Annotated in this window: 24 protein-coding genes and 2 rRNA genes (1 of these 26 running past the window's edge); 12 read left to right on the forward strand and 14 right to left on the reverse strand. The window is 61.0% G+C overall.

All coding sequences use genetic code 11. The features are described from left to right. Window positions 1–414 (forward strand): 23S ribosomal RNA (locus J3B00_RS11145) (it extends 2,478 nt beyond the left edge of the window). Between the two features lie 129 nt (window positions 415–543). Continuing rightward, window positions 544–659: ribosomal RNA gene (gene rrf / locus J3B00_RS11150) — 5S ribosomal RNA — on the forward strand. 79 nt (window positions 660–738) lie between these two features. On the opposite strand, the gene J3B00_RS11155 is transcribed toward rrf, so the two are convergent. Then, window positions 739–1,602, reverse strand: a complete 864-nt coding sequence (locus tag J3B00_RS11155) for a universal stress protein (protein WP_209867571.1) — start codon at window positions 1,600–1,602, stop codon at window positions 739–741. 151 nt (window positions 1,603–1,753) lie between these two features. On the opposite strand from J3B00_RS11155, the gene J3B00_RS11160 reads away from it, so the two are divergent. Then, window positions 1,754–2,371, forward strand: coding sequence for a tRNA-(ms[2]io[6]A)-hydroxylase (locus J3B00_RS11160; RefSeq protein ID WP_209867572.1), 618 nt, complete (start codon window positions 1,754–1,756; stop codon window positions 2,369–2,371). A gap of 32 nt (window positions 2,372–2,403) precedes the next feature. Here the strand turns inward: J3B00_RS11160 and J3B00_RS11165 are convergent, their stop codons facing one another. Next, a complete protein-coding gene (locus J3B00_RS11165; protein WP_209867573.1) occupies window positions 2,404–2,724 on the reverse strand; it encodes a DUF883 family protein in 321 nt (106 codons plus the stop codon). Between the two features lie 131 nt (window positions 2,725–2,855). Between J3B00_RS11165 and J3B00_RS11170 the strand changes: the two genes are divergently transcribed. Further along, complete coding sequence (locus tag J3B00_RS11170; protein ID WP_209867574.1) at window positions 2,856–3,119, forward strand: hypothetical protein; 264 nt, start codon at window positions 2,856–2,858, stop codon at window positions 3,117–3,119. 19 nt (window positions 3,120–3,138) lie between these two features. Here J3B00_RS11170 and J3B00_RS11175 read toward each other — a convergent pair whose 3' ends face one another. Next, on the reverse strand, window positions 3,139–3,618 hold the full coding sequence (locus tag J3B00_RS11175; protein WP_209867575.1) for an LEA type 2 family protein: 480 nt from the start codon (window positions 3,616–3,618) through the stop codon (window positions 3,139–3,141). Between the two features lie 250 nt (window positions 3,619–3,868). Between J3B00_RS11175 and J3B00_RS11180 the strand changes: the two genes are divergently transcribed. The 3 genes from J3B00_RS11180 to zapE all read left to right on the forward strand — a co-directional run bounded on the left by J3B00_RS11180 (window position 3,869) and on the right by zapE (window position 6,592). Continuing rightward, window positions 3,869–4,186 (forward strand): hypothetical protein, encoded by a 318-nt coding sequence (locus J3B00_RS11180; protein WP_209867576.1) that lies wholly within the window; start codon window positions 3,869–3,871, stop codon window positions 4,184–4,186. Window positions 4,187–4,212: 26 nt separating this feature from the next. After that, a complete protein-coding gene (locus J3B00_RS11185; protein ID WP_209867577.1) occupies window positions 4,213–5,364 on the forward strand; it encodes a PQQ-dependent sugar dehydrogenase in 1,152 nt (383 codons plus the stop codon). Between the two features lie 127 nt (window positions 5,365–5,491). Next, on the forward strand, window positions 5,492–6,592 hold the full coding sequence (zapE, locus tag J3B00_RS11190) for a cell division protein ZapE (RefSeq protein ID WP_209867578.1): 1,101 nt from the start codon (window positions 5,492–5,494) through the stop codon (window positions 6,590–6,592). Between the two features lie 10 nt (window positions 6,593–6,602). Here the strand turns inward: zapE and J3B00_RS11195 are convergent, their stop codons facing one another. From J3B00_RS11195 to J3B00_RS11205, 3 genes are all read right to left on the reverse strand, one after another. After that, window positions 6,603–7,601, reverse strand: coding sequence for an alpha/beta hydrolase (locus J3B00_RS11195; RefSeq protein ID WP_209867579.1), 999 nt, complete (start codon window positions 7,599–7,601; stop codon window positions 6,603–6,605). A 75-nt stretch (window positions 7,602–7,676) separates the two neighbouring features. Beyond that, the gene (locus J3B00_RS11200) at window positions 7,677–8,114 is read right to left on the reverse strand and encodes a YqaA family protein (RefSeq protein ID WP_209867580.1); all 438 of its coding nucleotides are present in this window, start codon (window positions 8,112–8,114) and stop codon (window positions 7,677–7,679) included. Window positions 8,115–8,124: 10 nt separating this feature from the next. Next, window positions 8,125–8,553: a DUF411 domain-containing protein gene (locus tag J3B00_RS11205; RefSeq protein ID WP_209874766.1), complete on the reverse strand. Its 429-nt coding sequence runs from the start codon at window positions 8,551–8,553 to the stop codon at window positions 8,125–8,127. 224 nt (window positions 8,554–8,777) lie between these two features. Here J3B00_RS11205 and J3B00_RS11210 point away from each other — a divergent pair, with 224 nt between their 5' ends. Beyond that, the gene (locus J3B00_RS11210) at window positions 8,778–9,839 is read left to right on the forward strand and encodes an AI-2E family transporter (RefSeq protein WP_209867581.1); all 1,062 of its coding nucleotides are present in this window, start codon (window positions 8,778–8,780) and stop codon (window positions 9,837–9,839) included. Between the two features lie 3 nt (window positions 9,840–9,842). On the opposite strand, the gene J3B00_RS11215 is transcribed toward J3B00_RS11210, so the two are convergent. Further along, window positions 9,843–11,903: a TonB-dependent receptor gene (locus tag J3B00_RS11215; protein ID WP_209867582.1), complete on the reverse strand. Its 2,061-nt coding sequence runs from the start codon at window positions 11,901–11,903 to the stop codon at window positions 9,843–9,845. A gap of 226 nt (window positions 11,904–12,129) precedes the next feature. Between J3B00_RS11215 and J3B00_RS11220 the strand changes: the two genes are divergently transcribed. From J3B00_RS11220 to J3B00_RS11230, 3 genes are read left to right on the forward strand one after another with little or no spacing between them, the layout of a single operon-like run. Continuing rightward, window positions 12,130–12,375, forward strand: a complete 246-nt coding sequence (locus J3B00_RS11220) for a helix-turn-helix domain-containing protein (protein WP_101318363.1) — start codon at window positions 12,130–12,132, stop codon at window positions 12,373–12,375. A gap of 15 nt (window positions 12,376–12,390) precedes the next feature. Further along, the gene (locus tag J3B00_RS11225; protein ID WP_209867583.1) at window positions 12,391–12,744 is read left to right on the forward strand and encodes a head completion/stabilization protein; all 354 of its coding nucleotides are present in this window, start codon (window positions 12,391–12,393) and stop codon (window positions 12,742–12,744) included. Then, window positions 12,737–13,111 (forward strand): hypothetical protein, encoded by a 375-nt coding sequence (locus J3B00_RS11230; RefSeq protein ID WP_245362525.1) that lies wholly within the window; start codon window positions 12,737–12,739, stop codon window positions 13,109–13,111. The genes J3B00_RS11225 and J3B00_RS11230 overlap by 8 nt, the downstream gene beginning before the upstream one ends. 3 nt (window positions 13,112–13,114) lie before the next feature. Here the strand turns inward: J3B00_RS11230 and J3B00_RS11235 are convergent, their stop codons facing one another. After that, window positions 13,115–13,501: a helix-turn-helix domain-containing protein gene (locus J3B00_RS11235; RefSeq protein ID WP_209867584.1), complete on the reverse strand. Its 387-nt coding sequence runs from the start codon at window positions 13,499–13,501 to the stop codon at window positions 13,115–13,117. A gap of 245 nt (window positions 13,502–13,746) precedes the next feature. Between J3B00_RS11235 and J3B00_RS11240 the strand changes: the two genes are divergently transcribed. Further along, on the forward strand, window positions 13,747–14,040 hold the full coding sequence (locus tag J3B00_RS11240; protein WP_310192795.1) for an ogr/Delta-like zinc finger family protein: 294 nt from the start codon (window positions 13,747–13,749) through the stop codon (window positions 14,038–14,040). Between the two features lie 67 nt (window positions 14,041–14,107). Here the strand turns inward: J3B00_RS11240 and nuoN are convergent, their stop codons facing one another. Genes nuoN through nuoI form a run of 6 tightly spaced genes read right to left on the reverse strand, consistent with a single transcriptional unit; the run spans window position 14,108 to window position 20,388 of the window. Then, window positions 14,108–15,577 (reverse strand): NADH-quinone oxidoreductase subunit NuoN, encoded by a 1,470-nt coding sequence (gene nuoN / locus J3B00_RS11245; protein ID WP_209867585.1) that lies wholly within the window; start codon window positions 15,575–15,577, stop codon window positions 14,108–14,110. A gap of 7 nt (window positions 15,578–15,584) precedes the next feature. Next, window positions 15,585–17,117 (reverse strand): NADH-quinone oxidoreductase subunit M, encoded by a 1,533-nt coding sequence (nuoM, locus tag J3B00_RS11250; protein WP_209867586.1) that lies wholly within the window; start codon window positions 17,115–17,117, stop codon window positions 15,585–15,587. A 49-nt stretch (window positions 17,118–17,166) separates the two neighbouring features. Beyond that, window positions 17,167–19,020, reverse strand: coding sequence for an NADH-quinone oxidoreductase subunit L (gene nuoL, locus J3B00_RS11255; RefSeq protein ID WP_209867587.1), 1,854 nt, complete (start codon window positions 19,018–19,020; stop codon window positions 17,167–17,169). After that, on the reverse strand, window positions 19,017–19,325 hold the full coding sequence (nuoK, locus tag J3B00_RS11260; protein WP_008096201.1) for an NADH-quinone oxidoreductase subunit NuoK: 309 nt from the start codon (window positions 19,323–19,325) through the stop codon (window positions 19,017–19,019). Before nuoK ends, nuoL begins: the two co-directional genes overlap by 4 nt. A 3-nt stretch (window positions 19,326–19,328) precedes the next feature. After that, on the reverse strand, window positions 19,329–19,829 hold the full coding sequence (gene nuoJ, locus J3B00_RS11265) for an NADH-quinone oxidoreductase subunit J (protein ID WP_119142589.1): 501 nt from the start codon (window positions 19,827–19,829) through the stop codon (window positions 19,329–19,331). A 10-nt stretch (window positions 19,830–19,839) separates the two neighbouring features. After that, a complete protein-coding gene (gene nuoI, locus J3B00_RS11270) occupies window positions 19,840–20,388 on the reverse strand; it encodes an NADH-quinone oxidoreductase subunit NuoI (protein WP_101318379.1) in 549 nt (182 codons plus the stop codon). Window positions 20,389–20,396: the final 8 nt, after the last annotated feature.

Below are 20,396 nucleotides of genomic sequence, written 5' to 3' on the forward strand. Positions count from 1 at the left end.
TTTGGCACCTCGATGTCGGCTCATCACATCCTGGGGCTGAAGCCGGTCCCAAGGGTATGGCTGTTCGCCATTTAAAGTGGTACGCGAGCTGGGTTTAGAACGTCGTGAGACAGTTCGGTCCCTATCTGCCGTGGACGTTTGAGATTTGAGAGGGGCTGCTCCTAGTACGAGAGGACCGGAGTGGACGAACCTCTGGTGTTCCGGTTGTCACGCCAGTGGCATTGCCGGGTAGCTATGTTCGGAAGAGATAACCGCTGAAAGCATCTAAGCGGGAAACTTGCCTCAAGATGAGATCTCACTGGGATCTAGAATCCCCTAAAGGGCCGTCGAAGACTACGACGTTGATAGGTTGGGTGTGTAAGCGCTGTGAGGCGTTGAGCTAACCAATACTAATTGCCCGTGAGGCTTGACCATATAACACCCAAGCAATTTGCTAGCGCGAATTGCGGTGGTGAAGACGAAACAGCTGAAAATTCGCACCATCACAAATCACATATCCGAATTCGCTGGGCTGTCCATCTGGACATTCTGGCTACAGAATTTCTTGACGACCATAGAGCATTGGAACCACCTGATCCCATCCCGAACTCAGTAGTGAAACGATGCATCGCCGATGGTAGTGTGGGGTTTCCCCATGTGAGAGTAGGTCATCGTCAAGATTCATTTCGCAAAACCCCTATCTGCGCAAGCAGGTAGGGGTTTTGTCTTTGTGCGCTGAAAAAGGGACAGCAGTGCTACCTATCCGCGTGCCAGTTCCATCAGATGCGCCATAGCTTCTTCACTCTTCAGCACTAGTACATCCCCCACCAGCGAATCCAACACCACCTCCGCCGTATTACCAATCAACGCTCCTGAAATTCCAGTGCGGGCAACCGTGCCAATTACCGTCACCACTGCATCACAGGTTTTCTCGGTATAGGGAATCAATACATCCGCTGGGCCTTCCGCGATGTGCAGTCGCTCATCACTGATATCGAACTCGGCCTGGAACGCACTGCAGGCGTCACGGTAATGCTGCTCGATAGAGTCCTTGTTCTGGTAGACCGGATCCGCTGCCGAGAGCATAGGTGAGGGGTGTGCGCTGATCACGTGCAGGTTGCCCTTTGCCAGGCCGGCAATGGCATAACCGTGATCGATGATGCTGGCATGCAGTAAGCGGTGCGCTTCGTCATGATTGCCCACATCCACTGCGGCCAGGACCACTCCGCCGGTCCAAGGTCGCTCGCTCTTGACCATCAGCACCGCACATGGGCACTGACGTAACAGTTTCCAGTCACTCGGGGTCAGCAGCGCCTTTTTCAAGGGGTTGTCCGGCCTATGCTCCTTGATGACCAGCTCACACCCTTCCTGTTGTTGTACGTCGACGATCGACTCGTGCAGGGTCTCGTGCCATGTCTGCTCATGGCTCACGTTGTCATAGCCATCGTCGTGCAGCTGGCTGGCCAGCAGGCTCAGCAGCGCGCCATGGTCCTGCTTCTTGTCACACATCAACAGGTGCAGGCGGGCGCCGGTCACGCCGGCAATCAGTTTTGCCCTGGTCAGGGCGCGGCTATGAGCGTGATCAGGGTCGAGTACGACCAGAATGCTACGAACGGCTTGCATGGGCATGACCTCCCGTTGGATGTTTGGCCTGGCTGACTATAGTCGGCGTCCCTGTCGGTACCGCTTGACGTGTATCAAGCATAGTCGCTGGTGATCGCCACAAGCCCCGGTATAATCGCCGACCCTGCCGTTGTTCAGTCATTGTGAGCTTATGTCCCTGATTCCCGAAGTCGACGCCTTTCTAGGTTGCCGCACCCCTGATGCCTGGATCGAAGCAGCGCTTGCCGACCAGGAGACGTTGCTGATCGACCACAAGAACTGCGAGTTCAAAGCCGCCAGCACGGCTTTGAGCCTTATTGCCAAATACAATACTCATCTCGACCTGATCAACATGATGTCGCGCCTCGCTCGAGAGGAGCTGGTCCATCACGAACAGGTGCTGCGCCTGATGAAGCGACGTGGCGTGCCGTTGCGTCCGGTTTCGGCAGGACGCTACGCTTCAGGGCTACGCCGTCTGGTGCGTGCCCATGAGCCGGTGAAATTGGTGGATACCTTGGTGGTAGGGGCGTTCATAGAGGCGCGCAGCTGTGAGCGTTTCGCCGCGCTTGTACCGCACCTGGACGAAGAACTCGGCAGTTTCTATCACGGATTGCTGAACAGTGAAGCCCGACACTTCCTGGGCTATCTGAAACTCGCCCACCAATACGGCGAAGAGGCAGACATCGCCCGCGTGGTGGTGAAAGTGCGAGAGGCGGAAGCTGAGCTGATCTGCTCTGCTGATCAGGAATTGCGCTTCCATAGCGGTATTCCGCTGGCCCGAGCTGTGTGAGTCGTGCCCGGTGCCAGCGGAGCCACAGTGGCTTAGTGGCGGCGTCCGAGCAGCAGACCAATCACCAGCCCGAACCCGGCAGAAACCGCCACGGTTTGCCATGGATGGCCGCCAATGTAGTCCTGGGTGGCATCAACCACCGGTTGTGCGCGGTCACGCACGGAGCCTGCTGCCTCGCGTGCTTGTCGCAGCTTGAGGCTGATCTGTGCGCGCAGCGTGTCGGCCTCTTCGCCGACCAGCGATGCACTTTGTTCCAGTAGGCGCTCAGACTCATCGATCAACGACTGCAGTTCGCTGAACACTTGATCCTTGATCTGATCAGTATCGGTTTGCGTGGCAGATTTCCTGGCCATTAACACGTCCTCGTCGATTGGGTAGATAGAACAATGGATACCGGTGAGCGCGGAAAGTTGCGCTGGCGTTCCGACCAACTGCTGCAACAGTGTAAGATAGCGCCCAATTTCACGCGGTAAGGTAGATCTTCATGAGTTTCAATCTGGCCAACAGGAGCTTCGAGGAACGGGCGCAGATCGAAGCGGAAAAGGCCCGGCTTTTCGAGTACTGGCAGGGCAACCTGGGCAAGGCAAAAGCGGAAGCTGGCCGGCTGATCTCGGAAAAGTCACGGCGCAAGGGCAAGTGGGCTGAATGGGTCCGCGCCGAACTTGAAGGCATGAATCCCCCGGAGTTTGCCAAGATGGTCCGCAGCGAAGTCAACAAGATGATGGCCGCTGCCAACGCTGGCCGCTGAGCATCATCGCCTCACCCGCTCAAGGGGTACCCTGGGGTAGATTGAGTTTGCCCTGATCGGTGAAGCGTACGGTGCCCAGCAGGCCGCCTGCCAACTTGCCTCGCAGTACGTACGGCAGCCCTTGCAGGGATTGCACCTGGCTCAGGCCATAAGCCTGGCGCAAAAAGGCAAAGGCAGTAACGCTGACCGGCACCACGATCACGGTTTCATCGTACCGCCCAATATGCCCGCGCTGGTCACTGACGCCCGCCGCCAACGGTTGGCCGTTTACCTCAAGGTTGAGCGCAACGCCATTGAAATCGACGGCGTTCTCGTTGGGGTTCTGCACGCGTATCTTCACCGCCATGCGCAGTTCCAGTTCCTGCCCGGGCAGTGGCTCAATGCCAATTACGCTGATGTTCAGTGGATCGTGCGCCTGAAACAAGGCGCAGGCGTTGATCACACTGGCCAGCAGGACTACCAGGCAGAGACGTAGGTGACGCTGTAGGCGCGGGGTCATTCAGGCAGCCTTCTGGTACGGAGCAAGTCATCAGTGTGGCAAATGCCCGTCGACGATGAAAGGATGGCGCTAGTTCGACTGTAATGATGACCTTGCCATCGGGAACCAGTGCTCACCGCAGCCTGTTCACGTTGTAGCTTTCAGACACATGAGGAATTACCTCTCTAGGATTTCGCACTTTTCCTACGAACCTGTCGCGCCTTAGGCTATCCAACGCTTGAGCGCGGCTTTTCGTGCGGGGAGGTGAAGCATGAACTCTACACTGCCAGTCCTGGCCCTCGGCCTGTTCCTGAGCCTGCCGCTGCCTGCCGCGCTGGCTCAGCCGCCTTTGCTCGCGGCCAGTGACAGCAACCCGTACAACAGCCCGATCCAGCGCGCCAACCCTAATAGCCGTCAAGGCAGCGTGCCAGCTACGCCTCCCGTGCGCGGGCCATCTACCCAGCCGATGCCGCGCCCGCCAACCCTCGACAACCGGGGTATCGGCAATGGCGACAATCTGCGCCGGCAACAACAGACACCCCGCCTGGAACCCACCCGGCCACCCCGCGACAGCCAACGCGCGCCGTGAGCCCCACTGACTGGAAGGAACCGTGCATGACACGACGAACCTGGATGACCACTCTGGCCGCGGCGGCATTACTGCCGGTACTGGCCCATGCCGCATCCGAGCAGCGCTTGCCCAGCGAGGAAGGCCAACTCACCGTGAACACCGTTGCTGATGGCCTGCGCAACCCGTGGGCCCTGGCGTTTCTGCCGGGTAGCAAGGACATGCTGGTCACCGAGCGCAGCGGCAACCTGCGCGTGGTGACTGCTGAAGGCAAGGTCGGGCCGCCGCTGTCCGGTGTCCCCAAGGTGTGGGCAGAGGGGCAGGGTGGACTGCTCGATGTGGTGCTTTCCCCGGACTTCGAGAAGGACCGCACGGTCTATTTGTCGTTTGCCGAAGAGGGCAGTGATGGCAAGGCCGGCACAGCGGTGGGTCGCGGGCAGCTGTCCCAGGATCAGGCCCGGCTCGACAACTTTTCGGTGATTTTCCGCCAGATGCCAAAGTTGTCCGAGGGTAATCACTTCGGATCGCGGCTGGTCTTCGATCGCAACGGCTACCTGTTTATTGCCCTCGGCGAGAACAATCAGCGGCCCACCGCGCAGGATCTGGACAAACTGCAAGGCAAGATCGTGCGTATTCTTCCCGATGGGGAAGTGCCCAAGGACAATCCGTTTGTCGGCAAGGACAACGTCCGCCCTGAGATCTGGTCATTTGGCCACCGTAACCAGCAAGGAGCGGCGCTCAACCCTTGGACCGGCAAGCTTTGGACCAACGAGCATGGCCCGCGTGGGGGCGACGAGATCAATATCCCGCAGGCGGGCAAGAATTACGGCTGGCCCATCGCGACCCACGGCATCAACTACTCCCTGCTGCCAATTCCCGAGGCCAAGGGCAAGCATGTGGACGGTATGGTGGACCCACACCATGTCTGGGAGAAGTCCCCGGGCATCAGCGGCATGGCCTTTTATGACCGGCCCACTTTCAAGGCGTGGGACCATAACCTGTTCATCGGAGCCCTGGCGACTCAGGAGCTGATTCGCCTGCAGCTTGATGGCGACAAGATCGTTCATGAAGAGCGTCTGCTTGGCGAATTGAAAGCGCGCATTCGCGACGTGCGGGTTGGACCGGATGGGTATCTGTATGTGCTGACCGATGCCAAGGACGGAGCTGTATTGAAGGTCGGCCTCAGCGAAACTCAATAGATGCGGCGCGGTTACCGTCGTCTTTGCGGGTCAAACCCACGAAGACATCGGCAAGTGCACTCTAAAAACGGCATGATGGCAGCACACTTTGCCACTGCATGGCGCTACTTAGGCTACTGATTCGCGCATGTCTCCTGCCTCTCTCTACCAACAAGCCCTGGCCGAACAGGGCTTCGTTGCTGATCCTGCCCAAGCCGAGGCGGTTACAGCTCTGCAAGCCTGCTATGAGTCGCTGCAAGGCCCTCAGGCTGCCCAGGGCGTGTACCTGTGGGGGCCTGTCGGTCGCGGCAAGACCTGGCTGATGGACCAGTTCTACGGCTGCCTGAAGGTGCCCGCCCGCCGTCAGCACTTCCATCACTTCATGGCTTGGGTGCACCAGCGCCTGTTCCAGCTCAACGGCACGGCCGACCCTCTGCATGCACTGGCCAGCGGCCTTGCCGCGCAGATCCGCGTGCTGTGCTTCGATGAGCTGTTCGTCAACGATATCGGTGATGCGATCATCCTGGGTCGGCTATTCCATGCACTGTTTGACCAGGGCGTAGTGATCGTCGCCACTTCCAACCAGCCACCAGGCCAGCTTTATCAGGATGGTTTCAACCGCGAGCGCTTCCTGCCAGCCATCGAGGCCATCGAGCGGCACATGCGTGTGCTGTCAGTCGCCGGTGAGCACGACCACCGTCTGCATCCGGGCGCCAGCCACCAGCGCTTTTGGCTAGCCGAGCCCGGCCAGCCCAGTGCGCTGCACGCAGTGTTCGCCCAGCTGAGCCCAGGCGATGTCGGTACCGAGCAGCCCCTGCAGATCGGCTCGCGGCAGATTCAGGTAGTAAGACGCAGCAGCCAGGCAATCTGGTGTCGTTTCAGCGATCTGTGCGAGCAGGCGTTGTCAGCCCTGGAGTTCATGGCCCTGTGCGACCAGTTTCCGGCCATCCTGATGAGCGAGATTCCAGCCCTGAGCGGTGAGCAACGGGCCGGACGCATCGCTCGTGGCACCGAAGACGGCGCCCAGCGAGTGGCCGCGGGTGACCGCCAGCTGCCGGCTCTGGCACCACGCGATGACAGCGTGCGGCGCTTTATTGCCCTGGTCGACGAGTGCTACGACCGTCGGGTCGCCTTGTATCTGGAAGCCGACGTAGCGCTTGAGGCGCTCTACACGCACGGCTATCTGGCGTTCCCTTACCAGCGCACCCTGAGCCGGCTAAGGGAGATGCAACTGCAACGTTTTGCCTGAATAAGCCTGGCTAGCGTTGCAACCAGTCGATCAGGGCCTTGTGGAAGCGCCTCGGCTCCTCGATCTGCGGAGCATGGCCCATGCCTTCGAAGGTCATCAACTCACCCTGTGGAATCAGTTCGGCCACGCGCGGCCCCAGTTCCTTGTAGTTGCCCAGGCGTGCCTTGACCTCAGGTGGGGCAATATCGCTGCCAATGGCGGTGTTGTCCTGGTCGCCGATCATCAGCAGTGTCGGTACTTGCAGGTCCTTGAATTCGTGGTAGACCGGCTGGGTGAAGATCATGTCGTAGATCAGCGCCGAGTTCCACGCTACCAGGGTGTGACCTGGTCCCTTGTTAAGGCCCACCAGCATCTGTACCCAACGTTCGTACTCCGGTTTCCAACGCCCGGCGTAGTAGGTCTTGCGCTCATAGTTGCGCACGCCCTCGGCGTCGAGCTTGAGTTCGCGCTCATACCATTGGTCGACAGTACGGTAGGGCACGCCCAAGGCTTTCCAGTCCTCAAGGCCGATCGGATTGACCATCGCCAGGCGCTGCACCTGTTGCGGATACATCAGGGCATAACGGGTAGCGAGCATGCCACCGGTCGAGTGGCCGAGGATGATCGCCTGCTTGACGCCCAACTGCTCCAGCAGGGCGTGGGTATTGCTCGCCAATTGCTGGAAGCTGTACTGGTAGTAGTCTGGTTTGCTTGAGGTACAAAAACCGATCTGGTCCGGGGCGATGACCCGGTAACCCGCCTGGCTCAGCGCCTCGATAGAGGACTCCCAGGTCGCCGCGCAGAAGTTCTTGCCATGCATCAGCACCACGCTGTGGCCATTGGCCTTGCCCTGGGCGGGCACGTCCATGTAGCCCATCTGCAGGGCCTGACCCTGCGAGGTGAAGTCGAAATGCTTGAGCGGATGAGGGTAGTCAAACCCTTCAAGCTGTTTGCCGTAGGTGGGCGAATCGGCGGCGATGGCCGGGCTGCCAAGGAGGCAGGCGAGGGCCAGGGCGGTTGCGCGCAGCATGGGGGCACTCCGTGTAGGACCATGTAGGAAAAAGCGACTTTAACAGCCAGCGAACCGTCTGGAAGGGCAAAGGTGTTACTGGCCGTTAAACCAACCCAGGGTAATCAACAGCACAATCAGGTAGCGTCCGCCCTTGGCCAAGGTGACCAGCAGCAGGAAGCGCCAGAACGGTTCGCGCATGATGCCTGCAATCAAGGTCAGTGGATCGCCGATCACCGGCATCCAGCTCAGCAGCAATGACCATTGGCCCCAGCGCTGGTAGCGGCGTTGGGCGCGCTCCAGTTGCGCTGCGCTGAAGGGAAACCAGCGGCGCCCGCGCAGGTGTTCGACGGCCCGTCCCAGCAGCCAGTTGACGATCGAACCGAGAACATTGCCCAGGGTCGCCACCAACAGCAGGGTCAGCCACGCCTCGGGTTCGCGCAGCACGAGGCCGACCAACACCGCCTCCGACTGCAGAGGCAATAGGGTTGCGGCACCAAAGGCACTGAGAAACAGCGCCCACAGACTCAACACAGACGACGACTCAGTAGCTGGCCACCACTTCGTCCTTGCCCTCATGAGTCAGGCCGATGACGTGATAGGGATCCTTATGGTCACCCATTTCCATCCCGGGCGAGCCCATGGGCATGCCTGGTACGGCGATGCCCTTGAGATCATTGCGCTTGCTCAGCAAGCGCACCTGCTCGGCGGGCACGTGGCCCTCGACGAACTTGCCGTCGATCACCGCGGTGTGGCACGAGGCCAAGCGCGGCGCCACACCGAGACGCTGCTTGACGTCGCTCATATTGGGTTCGACATGATCATTGACAGTGAAGCCATTGTCGCGCAGATGGCTGATCCACTTCTTGCAGCAGCCGCAATTGGGATCGCGGTAGACGTCGATAGTGTCAGCAGCCTGGGCCAGGCCGGCGAAAACCAGTAGGCCAAGGGTGAACAGAGGGTTGCGCAACATGGTCAGGTCCTCTTCAAGCACAGGCGCCAGGCCCGCGCGCAGCGCGAAAGTGAGCATTCTGGCGGGCGGCGCCTGTCAGCAAGCTGAGGCCTAGATTACAGATCTGTCAGGCAACCTGCATCGCTGATGCGCACGTTGCCAGGCGGGTTCATCTGGATCTACCGCAGCAGGGCACTTTTGCCAATGGCTGGGGCACTAACGTTATGAATCCCAGAGGAATGCACATGAACCAAACCGCTCTACAGAACAAGGCACTGGCCGTACTCCTGGCCTTTGTCACCGTCGCCTTCATCTGGATCCTGCTGCCTTACTACGGGGCGATTTTCTGGGCGGTCATCCTCGGCATCCTGTTTGCGCCCTTGCAGCGCAACTTGCTGCTGCGTTTCAAACGTCGGCGCAACCTGGCTTCCGCCACCACTTTGCTGGTCTGCCTGCTGGTGGCGATTCTGCCAGTGATCATCACCAGTGCCCTGTTGGTTCAGGAAGGCGCCACGCTCTACCAGCGTATCGAGAGCGGGCAGCTGGACATTGCCGGTTATGTCGAGCGGGGCAAGGACATGCTGCCGGCCTTTGCGCAAAACGGCCTGGATCGCATGGGCATGGGTAACCTCGATGGCCTGCGCGACAAGATCAGCAAATGGGCCACCCAGGGTAGTCAGGTACTGGCGAGCCAGGCGTTCAGCTTTGGCCAAGGCACATTCGACTTCCTGGTGAGCTTCGGCATCATGCTTTATCTGCTGTTCTTCTTTCTGCGCGAGGGGCCGGAGATTGCGCGCAAGGTGCGTCTGGCCGTGCCGTTGCCCGAGCACCAGAAGCGTCGGCTGCAGTTGAAATTCAACCGGGTGGTACGTGCCACGGTCAAGGGCAACGTGCTGGTGGCGATTACCCAGGGCGCATTGGGCGGGTTTATCTTCTGGGCCCTGGGGATCCCCAGCGCACTGGTCTGGGCAGTCATGATGGCGTTCTTGTCGCTGCTCCCCGCGGTAGGCGCTGGGATCGTCTGGGCGCCGGTGGCAGCGTATTTCATCCTGACCGGCGCAATCTGGCAGGGCGTGGTGCTGACCGCCTTCGGCGTGCTGGTAATCGGTCTGGTAGACAATGTCCTGCGACCTATCCTGGTCGGACGGGACACGCGCATGCCCGATTACCTGATCCTCGTGTCGACCTTGGGCGGCCTGGCGGTGTTCGGCCTGAACGGCTTTGTCATCGGGCCGCTGATCGCCGCGCTGTTTATTTCCAGCTGGGCGATCTTTGCCGCGACCAAGCCGCAGGTGCAATTGCCTTGAGGGCTATTTGAAGCTGTAGGAGACACCCATGTAGGCGGCAAAGCCTTCGCCCGGTGTCGAGCGGGCGACGTCGCTGCCAAGGTCGTCATAACCCGGCGTCACCGTCGCCGCATAGCGCTTGTTGGTCAGGTTGCGCAAGTCCAGCCAGGTCTGCCAGTCCTGCCTGGGTGCATTCCAGCCCAGGCGGGCTCCGAGCAGGGCATAGGCGTCGGCATGGTAGCTGTTGGCATAGTCGGCCTGGACTTTGGACGCCATTTGCGTGTTGATCCCGGCATAGAAACCAGCCGGCCAGTCATAGCGCAGCTCGGCCTGGTAGTAATGCATGGGGATGCCCGGTAGGCGGTTGTCGCCGAAGCGCTCGTCGTCGCGGTAATGGAAGTCACTGAAGGTGTAGGCCTGGCGCAGGCTCAGTTTGCCGCTATCCGGTTGTTCCCAGAGGATGCTGTCCAGGCCTGCCTCAACGCCCTGGTGAACGGTGGCGCTGGCGTTGAACTCCTTTGCCGGTACGCCCTGCTCGAGCTCCACGGCCAACAGTTCGTGACGCACTTGCGAGTAGTACCAGGCGAGGTCCCAATGGCCCAGCGCCGAATCACCGCGCGCACCGAGCTCCAGGGTGGTGGCAGTCTGGTTTTGCATCGCTATCGGTTGGGTTGCAACCGGAGAGCTCCAGATCAGCGACCATGGGTGCGGCGGTTCGACAGAACGGCTCAGGTTGCCATACACCTGCAGTTGCGGGTTGATGTCATAGCGCAGGCCCAGGCGCGGCGCATAATCCCAGTCGTGCTGGCTGACCTTGCCGCCTGTGGCCGGGTAGCTGACGGCACTCTCGCGGCGGGTGTAGATCATCGCCAGGCCGGTAGTCAGCCACAGGTCCGGGATCAGCTCCAGTTCATTACCGACGTGCAACACGGTATCCGAACCCTGATAACTGAAGTCGCGGCTGCGGGCGCCGAAATTATCGCCATTGGTGCGGGCAAACTGCGACGCACCGCTGTTAGGCAGGTGCTTGGTGGTACGCCAACCCACGGTGGTCTTGCTCTCGTGGCCCAGCAATGTGTCGCGGCGCAGGTAGTTCAGGGTGCCGCTGACATCGGTGTAGGCCACCTTCAGGCGCATTGGCCCTTCGCGCAGGTCCATCGGGAAGTCGTGGTAGACCAGCCCGGCTTCAACGCGGGCATCGTCCTCAAGGTAGAAGGTAGTCTTGTTGGCTACCCAGGTGCTGCCCGGCTGCGGACGGCTGTCGTCACGGGCCAGGTAGGCGGCGTTGGCGGCCCGTGGGTCGTGCTTGATCTGCTCTTTGGTCAGGCGCCCGGCCAGTTCGTTCTCGGTTTCCCGGTAGCGCAGGTAGAAGCGCGTTTCCAGATTCGGGTTGAAGCGATAGCCAACGTTGGCGGCGAAGCCCTTGGCGCTGCCACTGCTGTGCTCCTGGTAACCGTCGTATTCCGAGTCGGTCAGGGCCACGTAGTAGTCGAGCTTGCCCATTACCTGGCCGGAACTGATCTGGCGGTGGGCGTAGCCGCGGCTGCCGGCCTCATAGCGCACCTGCAGGCGATCGGCATCGTAACCGGTGTGGGTCACGTAGTTGATCGCGCCACCGAGCGTGAGCGCGCCCTGATCAAAACCGTTAGCGCCACGCAGCACCTCTGCGCGGCTCAGCCACAGCGGCTCGAGCAGCTCGTAAGGCGTGCCGCCGGGGCCAGTCAGCGGCAAACCGTCGAACATCGTGTAGACCCCTGAACCGTGCGCACCCGGCGCACGGTTGATACCCGAGCCGCGGATCGACAGTTTGATGCCCTCATTACCCGCCGACTGGGCAAACACACCCGGCTGATAGGCAAGTACGTCCTGGTTGCTGGCCAACCGCCCTTGTGCCACCTGCTGCAGGTCTACCAGATTGGTAGCGCCCGGGACTTGTCGCAGGCGCTCGTCGGCCGCCTCCAACTGGCTTTGCGGCTGATCATTGATCAGCAGTTGATCCAGTTCTACGGGAGCGCTGGCCAGCACCGGGCAGCTGGCCGTACTGATCAGCAGGCCTAAGGCGCGAGAGGGTGGAACACAACGCATCGAACGACTCCAATGGCAGGGGCTTACAGGGCAAAGGAGGTCAGACGTACGAGATGTCGCTCGAAGCACGTCCGATTTTTAAGCGGGCAAGTGTATGAAGTTAGAACGTTGTTGTAGGCGATCGCTTTACAACTGCCGGTACTGGAGCAATCGATCCGCGAGTTCGTAAGGTGGTGTCTTACCCCTCTGCTCTGAGGGCCGGATTCGAATCTGCGGAGAACCAGCCATGAACGCCGTCACCCCACCGATTGATGCTCCGGGCAATAACCCGCCCATTTACCTGACGCCGCGCGAGCGGGAAGTACTGTTGTGGTGCGCCTATGGCAAGACCTCATGGGAAATCGGCCAGATCATTGGCTGCAAGGAGGTCACCGTAAATTTTCATGTTGGCAACATTCTCAGCAAGTTCGCCGTGACGACTCGGGTAATGGCGGTAATCAAGGCCATCCGCTACGGCATGCTGCAAGAATAATGAGGAGGCACGACCATGGACGCCGAGCTTCAATCACCTGACCCAGCCCAGCCTTTGTACTATCTGGCGCGCCACGACCGGTTCTGGCCGCGCATCGAGCTGTCGAGTTTGCGCCAACGCTTGGCGATACCCGCGTACATCAGCGATACCCATCTGCAACTTGCCGGTCAACAGGCCTTGGCGATCGCCGCAGGGGAGTTCGCCAACTGGCGCCGGCGTTTACGTGCACTGGGCTACACGCAACTCACCGACCTTTGCCGACATGTGCACGGTCGCCGCCTGTGCAGCTGCTACCTGCGTCTGGTCGAGCGCTGTACGTTACGCGCATTGGGTGGCCGGTCAGCCTTGCAGGGAGCTGGACATGAATGAGCTTGCCCAGGAAATGCTGCGTAATTGGGCGCAGATTGAGGGTGACCTGGCCAATTTCGACGGCCAGGCCCTGGCTGGCGCGATACTCGGCGCCTGGCTAGTCAGTTCGTCGAAGGGCAAGGCCTGGGTGACGATCAGGACGAGGCGCAAGTTGAGCCTGCAACAACGCCTGCTCACCCTGTTGCTGTCAGCGGGCGTGGGCTACCTATTCATGCCCTTGCTGTTGTCACTGGTACCTTTCGTCTCCACAGGCGTTGCGGCTTTTGTCGCTGCGGTGGTCGTGATTCCGATCAGTGTCAAGGTGATGCTCTGGCTGGAGAACGCCGATCTCAAGGAAATCGTCCAGCGCTGGCGCCGTGAATCGTGATTGTCAGGCCGAAGGCACGGCGGCGCTCAGTTGCTCAAGGCGCCGCTCCAGCTCCTGCAGGCGCAGCCTGTCCACGATTTGAATACGCAAGGCTTGCAGATCGGCAGGCGCCAGCCCCTGCACCAGATCAAGCAGCTCTTGCGCCGCGTTTGCTGGCTCTGCCTGGGGTGTCCGTGCTGGGCTGCCAATGCCAAGCAGCAACCAGTCCAGTGACACGCTGTGGCGGTTGGCAGCTTCTATGCAAAACGCGTAGGGAATGCTCTCGCGCACCTTCCAGCTGCTCAGGGTCTGCGGACTGACGCCCAGCACTTTTGCAAGGGCGGAATCACTGCTGGTGCCGGTTAACTCCTTTAACCGGTGCAACACCGAAACTAGGGAGGTATTACTCATTATGAATATCCCTGATGAGTTCTGATAAGATCGATGGCACGGATGTACTCAATATGAATAGTCTGGATGGATCCTTACTCGCACCGCATGGTACGTAATTATGATAGTGATGAATATTCTGATAGTGCGCGGGAACAACTTGCCCAGCTGTTGTCGGGGCGACTTACAGACAGCCGGTTTTCAGGGGTTCTTGCTGGCGACACCTTGTTCCCTACGACAGACCCACCTGATTGCAGGAGGGCGCTGTGAGTAGTTACAAACTGGTGTGCCCGCATTGCAGCAGCCGGATGCGCATCCGCACCAGCGAAGGGCGGCATGTGTTTCTCAGGGTCGCTTACCTGCAGTGCATCAATGAAGCCTGTGGCTGGTCTGTGCGTGCCGAGTTCGAAATGACCCACGAACTGTCGCCCAGTGGCATGCCCAATCCGGATGTCCAGTTGCCCAGCGCCAACCGCGAGCTGCGCCACGCCGCTCGTAACCCTGGCCCGCCAAGGAAACCCGAGCCTGAACCCAGGCAGGGCGCACGTACGTCGATCTGACCGAAGTAAGCCTGTTGCCCATAAAAAAACACCCCGCAGATGCGGGGTGTTTTATCTTGCCGGATGATCAACCGATCAGTTGCAGGCCGGCCTGCTGGACCATCTCCAGCAGCGGCTGCGGGTACACACCGAGGACAAAGGCGAGCAGGGCGATCGCCAGCAGCATGACGCCACCGGTGCGCTGCTCCCACTTCAGCGGCGCGTCGTGGCGACGCAGGTTCGGCTCGACCAGGTAAAGGGTGACCATGACCCGCAGGTAGTAGTACACGCCAATGGCGCTACCGATTACCAGGGCACCGACCAGCCACCACAGCTGCGACTCGACACCGGTGGCAATGATGTAGAACTTGCCGATGAAGCCCGCGGTGAGCGGGATACCGGCCAGCGACAGCATCATCACGGTGAGCACCGCGGTCAGGTACGGACGACGCCAGAACAGGCCGCGGTACTCATACAGTGCGTCGGCGTCACGCCCGGCGTAAGGCGAGGACATCAGGGTGATCACGCCGAAGGCGCCAAGGCTGGTGATCACGTAGGTGACCAGGTACACGCCCATGGCTTCCATGGCCAGGCCTTTGCTGGCGATCAAGGCGATCAGCAGGTAACCGAAGTGGGCGATCGACGAGTAACCGAGCAGACGCTTGAGGTTGCTCTGGGTCAGCGCCAACAGGTTACCGATCAGGATCGACGCCACAGCGATGACCGCCAGGACCGTGCTCAGCACGCCGCTGCTGGCAGCCGGCGAGATCATGAACAGACGCACGACAACCGCGAACACAGCGACCTTGCTGGCCGTGGCGAGGAATGCAGCGACTGGCGCCGGGGCGCCTTCGTAGACGTCCGGGGTCCACAGGTGGAAGGGTACCAGCGACAGCTTGAAGGCCAGGCCGACCAGCATCATACCCAGGCCCAGTTGGGCCAGCAGGCTTGGCATACCGGTCGTGGCCAGGGCCTTGCCGATGCCGTCGAAGCTCAGGCTACCGGCGTCGGCGTACAGCAGCGCCATGCCGAACAGCAAAAACGCAGAGCCTGCAGCCGACAGCACCATGTACTTGATACCGGCTTCCAGCGAACGCTTGTTGAAGAACGCGTACGCCACCAGCCCGTAGACCGGCACCGACAGCAACTCCAGGCCGATGAACAGCCCGGCCAGGTGGTTGGCGCTGACCAGCACCAGACCGCCCAGGGCCGACATCAGCAGCAGCAGATACAGCTCTTCACGGTTGCCCGGATAGCCTTTGGCGCCTTCGCCGAGGTAGGCGTGGGCGAGGGTGACGCAGGCCAGTGTCGCCACCAGCATGAGCGCCATGTACAGGCAGGCGAACTTGTCGATGGTAATCAGGCCGGTGACCGCCAACGGCGCGACCTTCAGCGCCGGCAGGATCGACAGCAAGGCCAGGTTCAGGCCGATGGTGGACAGCAGGAAGGTCTGCGAGTGATTGCGCTTCCAGGCGATCGCCAGCATCACCACGACTGTGGTGAGGGTGGTGATCAGCATCGGCGCCAGTGCGATGAAGTGTTGAGTGGTGAATTCCATAGCGCTCTTACCGGGCCGAAGCGAGTTGAGTGAAAGCCGAGCCGAGCCACTGCTGCACACCGCTCATGGTGGCGGCAGAAGTGTCGAGGAACGGCTGCGGGTAGACCCCGAGCAGGATCAGCAGGCCCGCCAGGCCCAGGACCATGATCAGTTCGCGATTGTCCATGCCGGCCAGCACGGTGTCGGACTTGGCCGGGCCGAAGTAGGCGCGGTGGATCATGATCAGCGAGTAGACCGAGCCAAACACCAGGCCGGTAGTGGCGATCACGGTGATCCACGGTACGTGGACGAAGCTGCCGATCAGGATCAGGAACTCGCCAACGAAGTTGCCGGTGCCCGGCAGGCCCAGCGACGCAGCCGCGAAGAACAGGCTGATTGCCGGCAGGTAGGCGATACGGTGCCACAGGCCGCCCATCTCACGCATGTCACGGGTGTGCAGGCGCTCGTACAGCTGGCCGCTGAGGATGAACAGCGCCGCGGCGGAGAGGCCGTGGGCGAGCATCTGGATCACCGCACCTTGCAGGGCTTGCTGGCTGCCGGAGTAGATACCGATCAGCACGAAGCCCATGTGCGAGACGCTGGAGAAAGCGATCAGGCGTTTGATGTCGCTTTGCGCGAAGGCCAGGAAGGCACCGTAGAAGATACCGATCAGGCCCAGCGTCATGGCGATCGGCGCGAACTCGGCCGAGGCGTTCGGGAACAGCGGCAGGGCAAAGCGCAGCAGGCCGTAAGCAGCAGTCTTCAGCAGGATACCGGCGAGGTCGACGGAACCGGCAGTCGGTGCCTGGGCGTGCGCATCAGGCAGCCAGGAGTGGAACGGCACCACCGGCAGCTTTACCGCGAAGGCGATGAAGAAGCCCAACATCAGCAGGTACTCGGTACCGGCCGGCAGTTCGGCCTTGAGCAGGTCGCTGTAGTTGAAGGTGATCACACCGGTGGTGTTGTAGTTGACCAGCACCAGGCCGAGGATCGCCACCAGCATGATCAGGCCGCTGGCCTGGGTGAAGATGAAGAACTTGGTCGCCGCGTAGATCCGGGTCTTCTTGCCATCTGCCGAGCTGTGACCCCAGAGCGCGATGAGGAAGTACATCGGCACCAGCATCATTTCCCAGAAGAAGAAGAACAAGAACAGGTCGAGCGCCAGGAACACACCGACCACACCACCGAGGATCCACATCAGGTTGAGGTGGAAGAAGCCGACGTGGCGCTGGATCTCTTTCCACGAGCAGAGCACCGAGAGCACGCCGAGCAGGCCGGTGAGCAGGATCATCAGCAACGACAGGCCATCCAGGGCCAGGTGGATGCTGATGCCGAAGCGCTTGATCCACTCGACCTTGTATTCCAGGGCCCAGGCAGGTTCAGCGCCCGGAGCGGGGGCCAGGGTGTAGTCGCCGTTAGCCCAGAGCCACAGGCCGATGCCGAGCAAAAGGGACATGGTCAGCAGCGCAATCCAGCGAGGCAGGGTAGAGCCGAAGCGCTCACCCAGCCAGCACAGGAAGCCGCCGATGAAGGGAATCAGGATCAGCCAAGGCAAAATCATGACGGGTTCGTTTCCTTTGGCAAAGTCGCAAGGTTCGCAAGATTCATGTTCATACCGCCGCCACCAGCACGGCGCCGAGTACCAGCACGGCACCTACGGCGATCGACGCGGTGTACCAGCGCAATTGGCCGGTCTCGGTCTTGCTCATGGCAACGTGGCCGCCACGCGCCATCCGAGGAATCAGGCCGATGCTGCGATCAACCGGGTCCTTGCGCAGGATGTGGCAGATCAGCAGGTAGGGTTTGACGAACAGCTTGTCGTAGATCCAGTCGAAGCCCCAGGCGGCGAACCACCAGGCCGAAAGCACACGGCCGATGCCGCTGTTGGCGATGGCCGTGACCAGGCGACGCTTGCCCAGGAACAACACCGCCGCCAGCAGGATACCGGCAATGGCAATGGCACCCGAGGCGATTTCCAGGCTGTGCTTGGCGTCGCCACCGGCGTGGCCGGCGCTCTCCGGCAGGACACCGGCCAGCGGCGGGTGGATCCAGGCGCCGACGAAGGTCGACAGCACGATCAGGATACCCAGCGGCAGCCAGTGGCTGATGCCGTGGCCGGCGTGGGCTTCGGTCTTGGCTTCGCCATGGAAGGCGATGAAGATCAGGCGGAAGGTGTACAACGAGGTCATGAACGCACCGACCAGGCCGGCATACAGCAAGCCGCTGTTACCGCTGGCGAACGCTTCCCAGAGGATCTCGTCCTTGGAGTAGAAGCCGACGGTGACGATGGGCAGTGCCGCCAGGGCAGCGCCACCGACCACGAAGCTGGCGTAGGCCAGCGGCAGTTTCTTCCACAGGCCGCCCATCTTGAAGATGTTCTGCTCGTGGTGACAGGCAACGATCACCGCACCCGAAGCAAGGAACAGCAGCGCCTTGAAGAAGGCGTGGGTCATCAGGTGGAAGATCGCCGCGTCCCAGGCGCCAACGCCCAGGGCGAGGAACATGTAGCCGATCTGGCTCATGGTCGAGTAGGCCAGGATCCGCTTGATGTCGGTCTGCACCAGCGCGGCAAAGCCGGCCAGTACCAGGGTCACGCCACCGACTACACCGACCAGGTGCAGGATGTCTGGCGCCAGCAGGAACAGGCCGTTGGTCCGGGCGATCAGGTAGACGCCTGCAGTTACCATGGTTGCGGCGTGGATCAGTGCCGAAACCGGGGTCGGGCCAGCCATCGCATCGGCCAGCCAGGTCTGCAGCGGCAGCTGCGCCGATTTACCGACCGCGCCACCTAGCAGCATCAGTGTTGCCAGGACCATCCAGGTATCACCCGCCTGGAACTTCTGCGGTGCCAGCACCAGCAGCTCCTGCACGTTCAGGGTACCCAGCTGGGCGAACAGGATGAACAGGCCGATGGCCATGAACACGTCGCCGATGCGGGTGACGATGAACGCCTTGAGCGCGGCGTTACCGTTGTTGCGGTTGCTGTAGTAGAAACCGATCAACAGGTACGAGCACAGGCCCACGCCTTCCCAACCGAAGTAGATGAACAGCAGGTTATCGCCCAGGATCAGGAACAGCATGCTGGCGATGAACAGGTTGGTGTACGAGAAGAAGCGCGAGTAACCGGCTTCGCCACGCATGTACCAGGAGGCGAACAGGTGGATCAGGAAGCCGACTCCGGTCACCACGCCGAGCATGGTCACCGAGAGGCCGTCCAGGTAGAGGGTGAAGTTCGGCGCGAAGCCGTCCACCGACATCCACTGCCACAGCAGCTGGCTGTACGCGCCGCCTTCAGGCGGGGCGACATTGAACTGCCAGATGACGTAGGCGGCGGTCGCGGCAGAGAGCCCGACCGAGCCGACGCCGATCAGCGCCGAGAGGTTCTCCGAGAACCGCCCGCGCGAGAACGACAGCAGCAGGAAGCCGATCAGGGGGAAGACGAAAGTCAGGAAGAGAAGATTCATCCGCGCATCTCACTGGCAGCATCGATGTCGAGAGTGTGGAAGCGGCGATACAGCTGCAGCAGGATCGCCAGGCCAATGCTGGCCTCGGCTGCCGCCAGGCTGATCACCAGAATGAACATCACCTGGCCGTCGGGTTGTACCCAACGCGCCCCGGCGACGATAAACGCCAGGGCAGAGGCGTTCATCATGACTTCCAGGCTCATGAGGACGAAGAGAATGTTGCGGCGGACCATCAGGCCAACCAGACCAAGGCAGAACAGAATGCCGGCGACTGCCAGGCCATGTTCGAGAGGGATAGCACCCATGATTTACTCCTTCGCCTCGTTGCGGCCCAGGTGGAAGGCGGTGACGGCTGCAGCGAGCAGCAGCATCGACGCCAGTTCGACCACCAGCAGGTAAGGACCGAACAGGCTGATGCCGACGGCCTTGGCGTCCACGGTGGTGCCGCTGATGCCGGCGCCGCTCGGTGCAACAAACAGCACGTAGAGCAGCTCGAGCAGCAGCAGCGTGCCCAGCAGCACAGGCCCGGCCCAGATGCCAGGCTTGAGCCAGCCACGTTCCTGGGCGACCGAAGCCGGCCCGAGGTTGAGCATCATCACTACGAAGACGAACAGCACCATGATGGCGCCCGCGTAGGCGATCACTTCCAGGGCGCCGGCGAACGGCGCACCCAGGGCGAAGAAGATCATTGCCACGGAAATCAGCGAAATGATCAGGTAGAGCAGGGCGTGCACAGGGTTGGTGCCGGTAACCACCCGCAGGGTGGAGACCACGGCGATCCCGGATGCAAAGTAGAAAGCGAATTCCATCTTTCTGTCCTTATGGGAGCAAGCTCTTCACGTTGATCGGTTCGGCTTCGTTCTGTGCAGCGCCCTTCGGCTTGCCAGCGATTGCCATACCTGCAACACGGTAGAAGTTGTAGTCAGGGTACTTGCCGGGGCCGGAGATCAGCAGATCTTCTTTCTCGTAGACCAGGTCCTGACGCTTGAACTCGGCCATTTCGAAATCCGGAGTCAGCTGGATTGCGGTGGTCGGGCAGGCTTCCTCGCACAGGCCGCAAAAAATGCAGCGCGAGAAGTTGATGCGGAAGAACTCCGGGTACCAGCGACCGTCCTCGGTCTCGGCCTTCTGCAGCGAAATGCAGCCAACCGGGCAGGCCACCGCGCAGAGGTTGCACGCTACACAGCGCTCCTCGCCATCGGGGTCGCGGGTGAGGACGATGCGGCCGCGGTAGCGCGGCGGCAGGTACACAGCTTCTTCGGGGTACTGCAGGGTGTCGCGCTTGCGGAACCCGTGGGAGAACACCATGGCCAGGCTGCGCAGCTGAGTGCCGGTGCCCTTAACGATGTCGCCGATATACTTGAACATGGGTCAAA

It is taken from the genome of Pseudomonas sp. BP8 (assembly GCF_017875955.1).
Lineage (GTDB): Bacteria > Pseudomonadota > Gammaproteobacteria > Pseudomonadales > Pseudomonadaceae > Aquipseudomonas.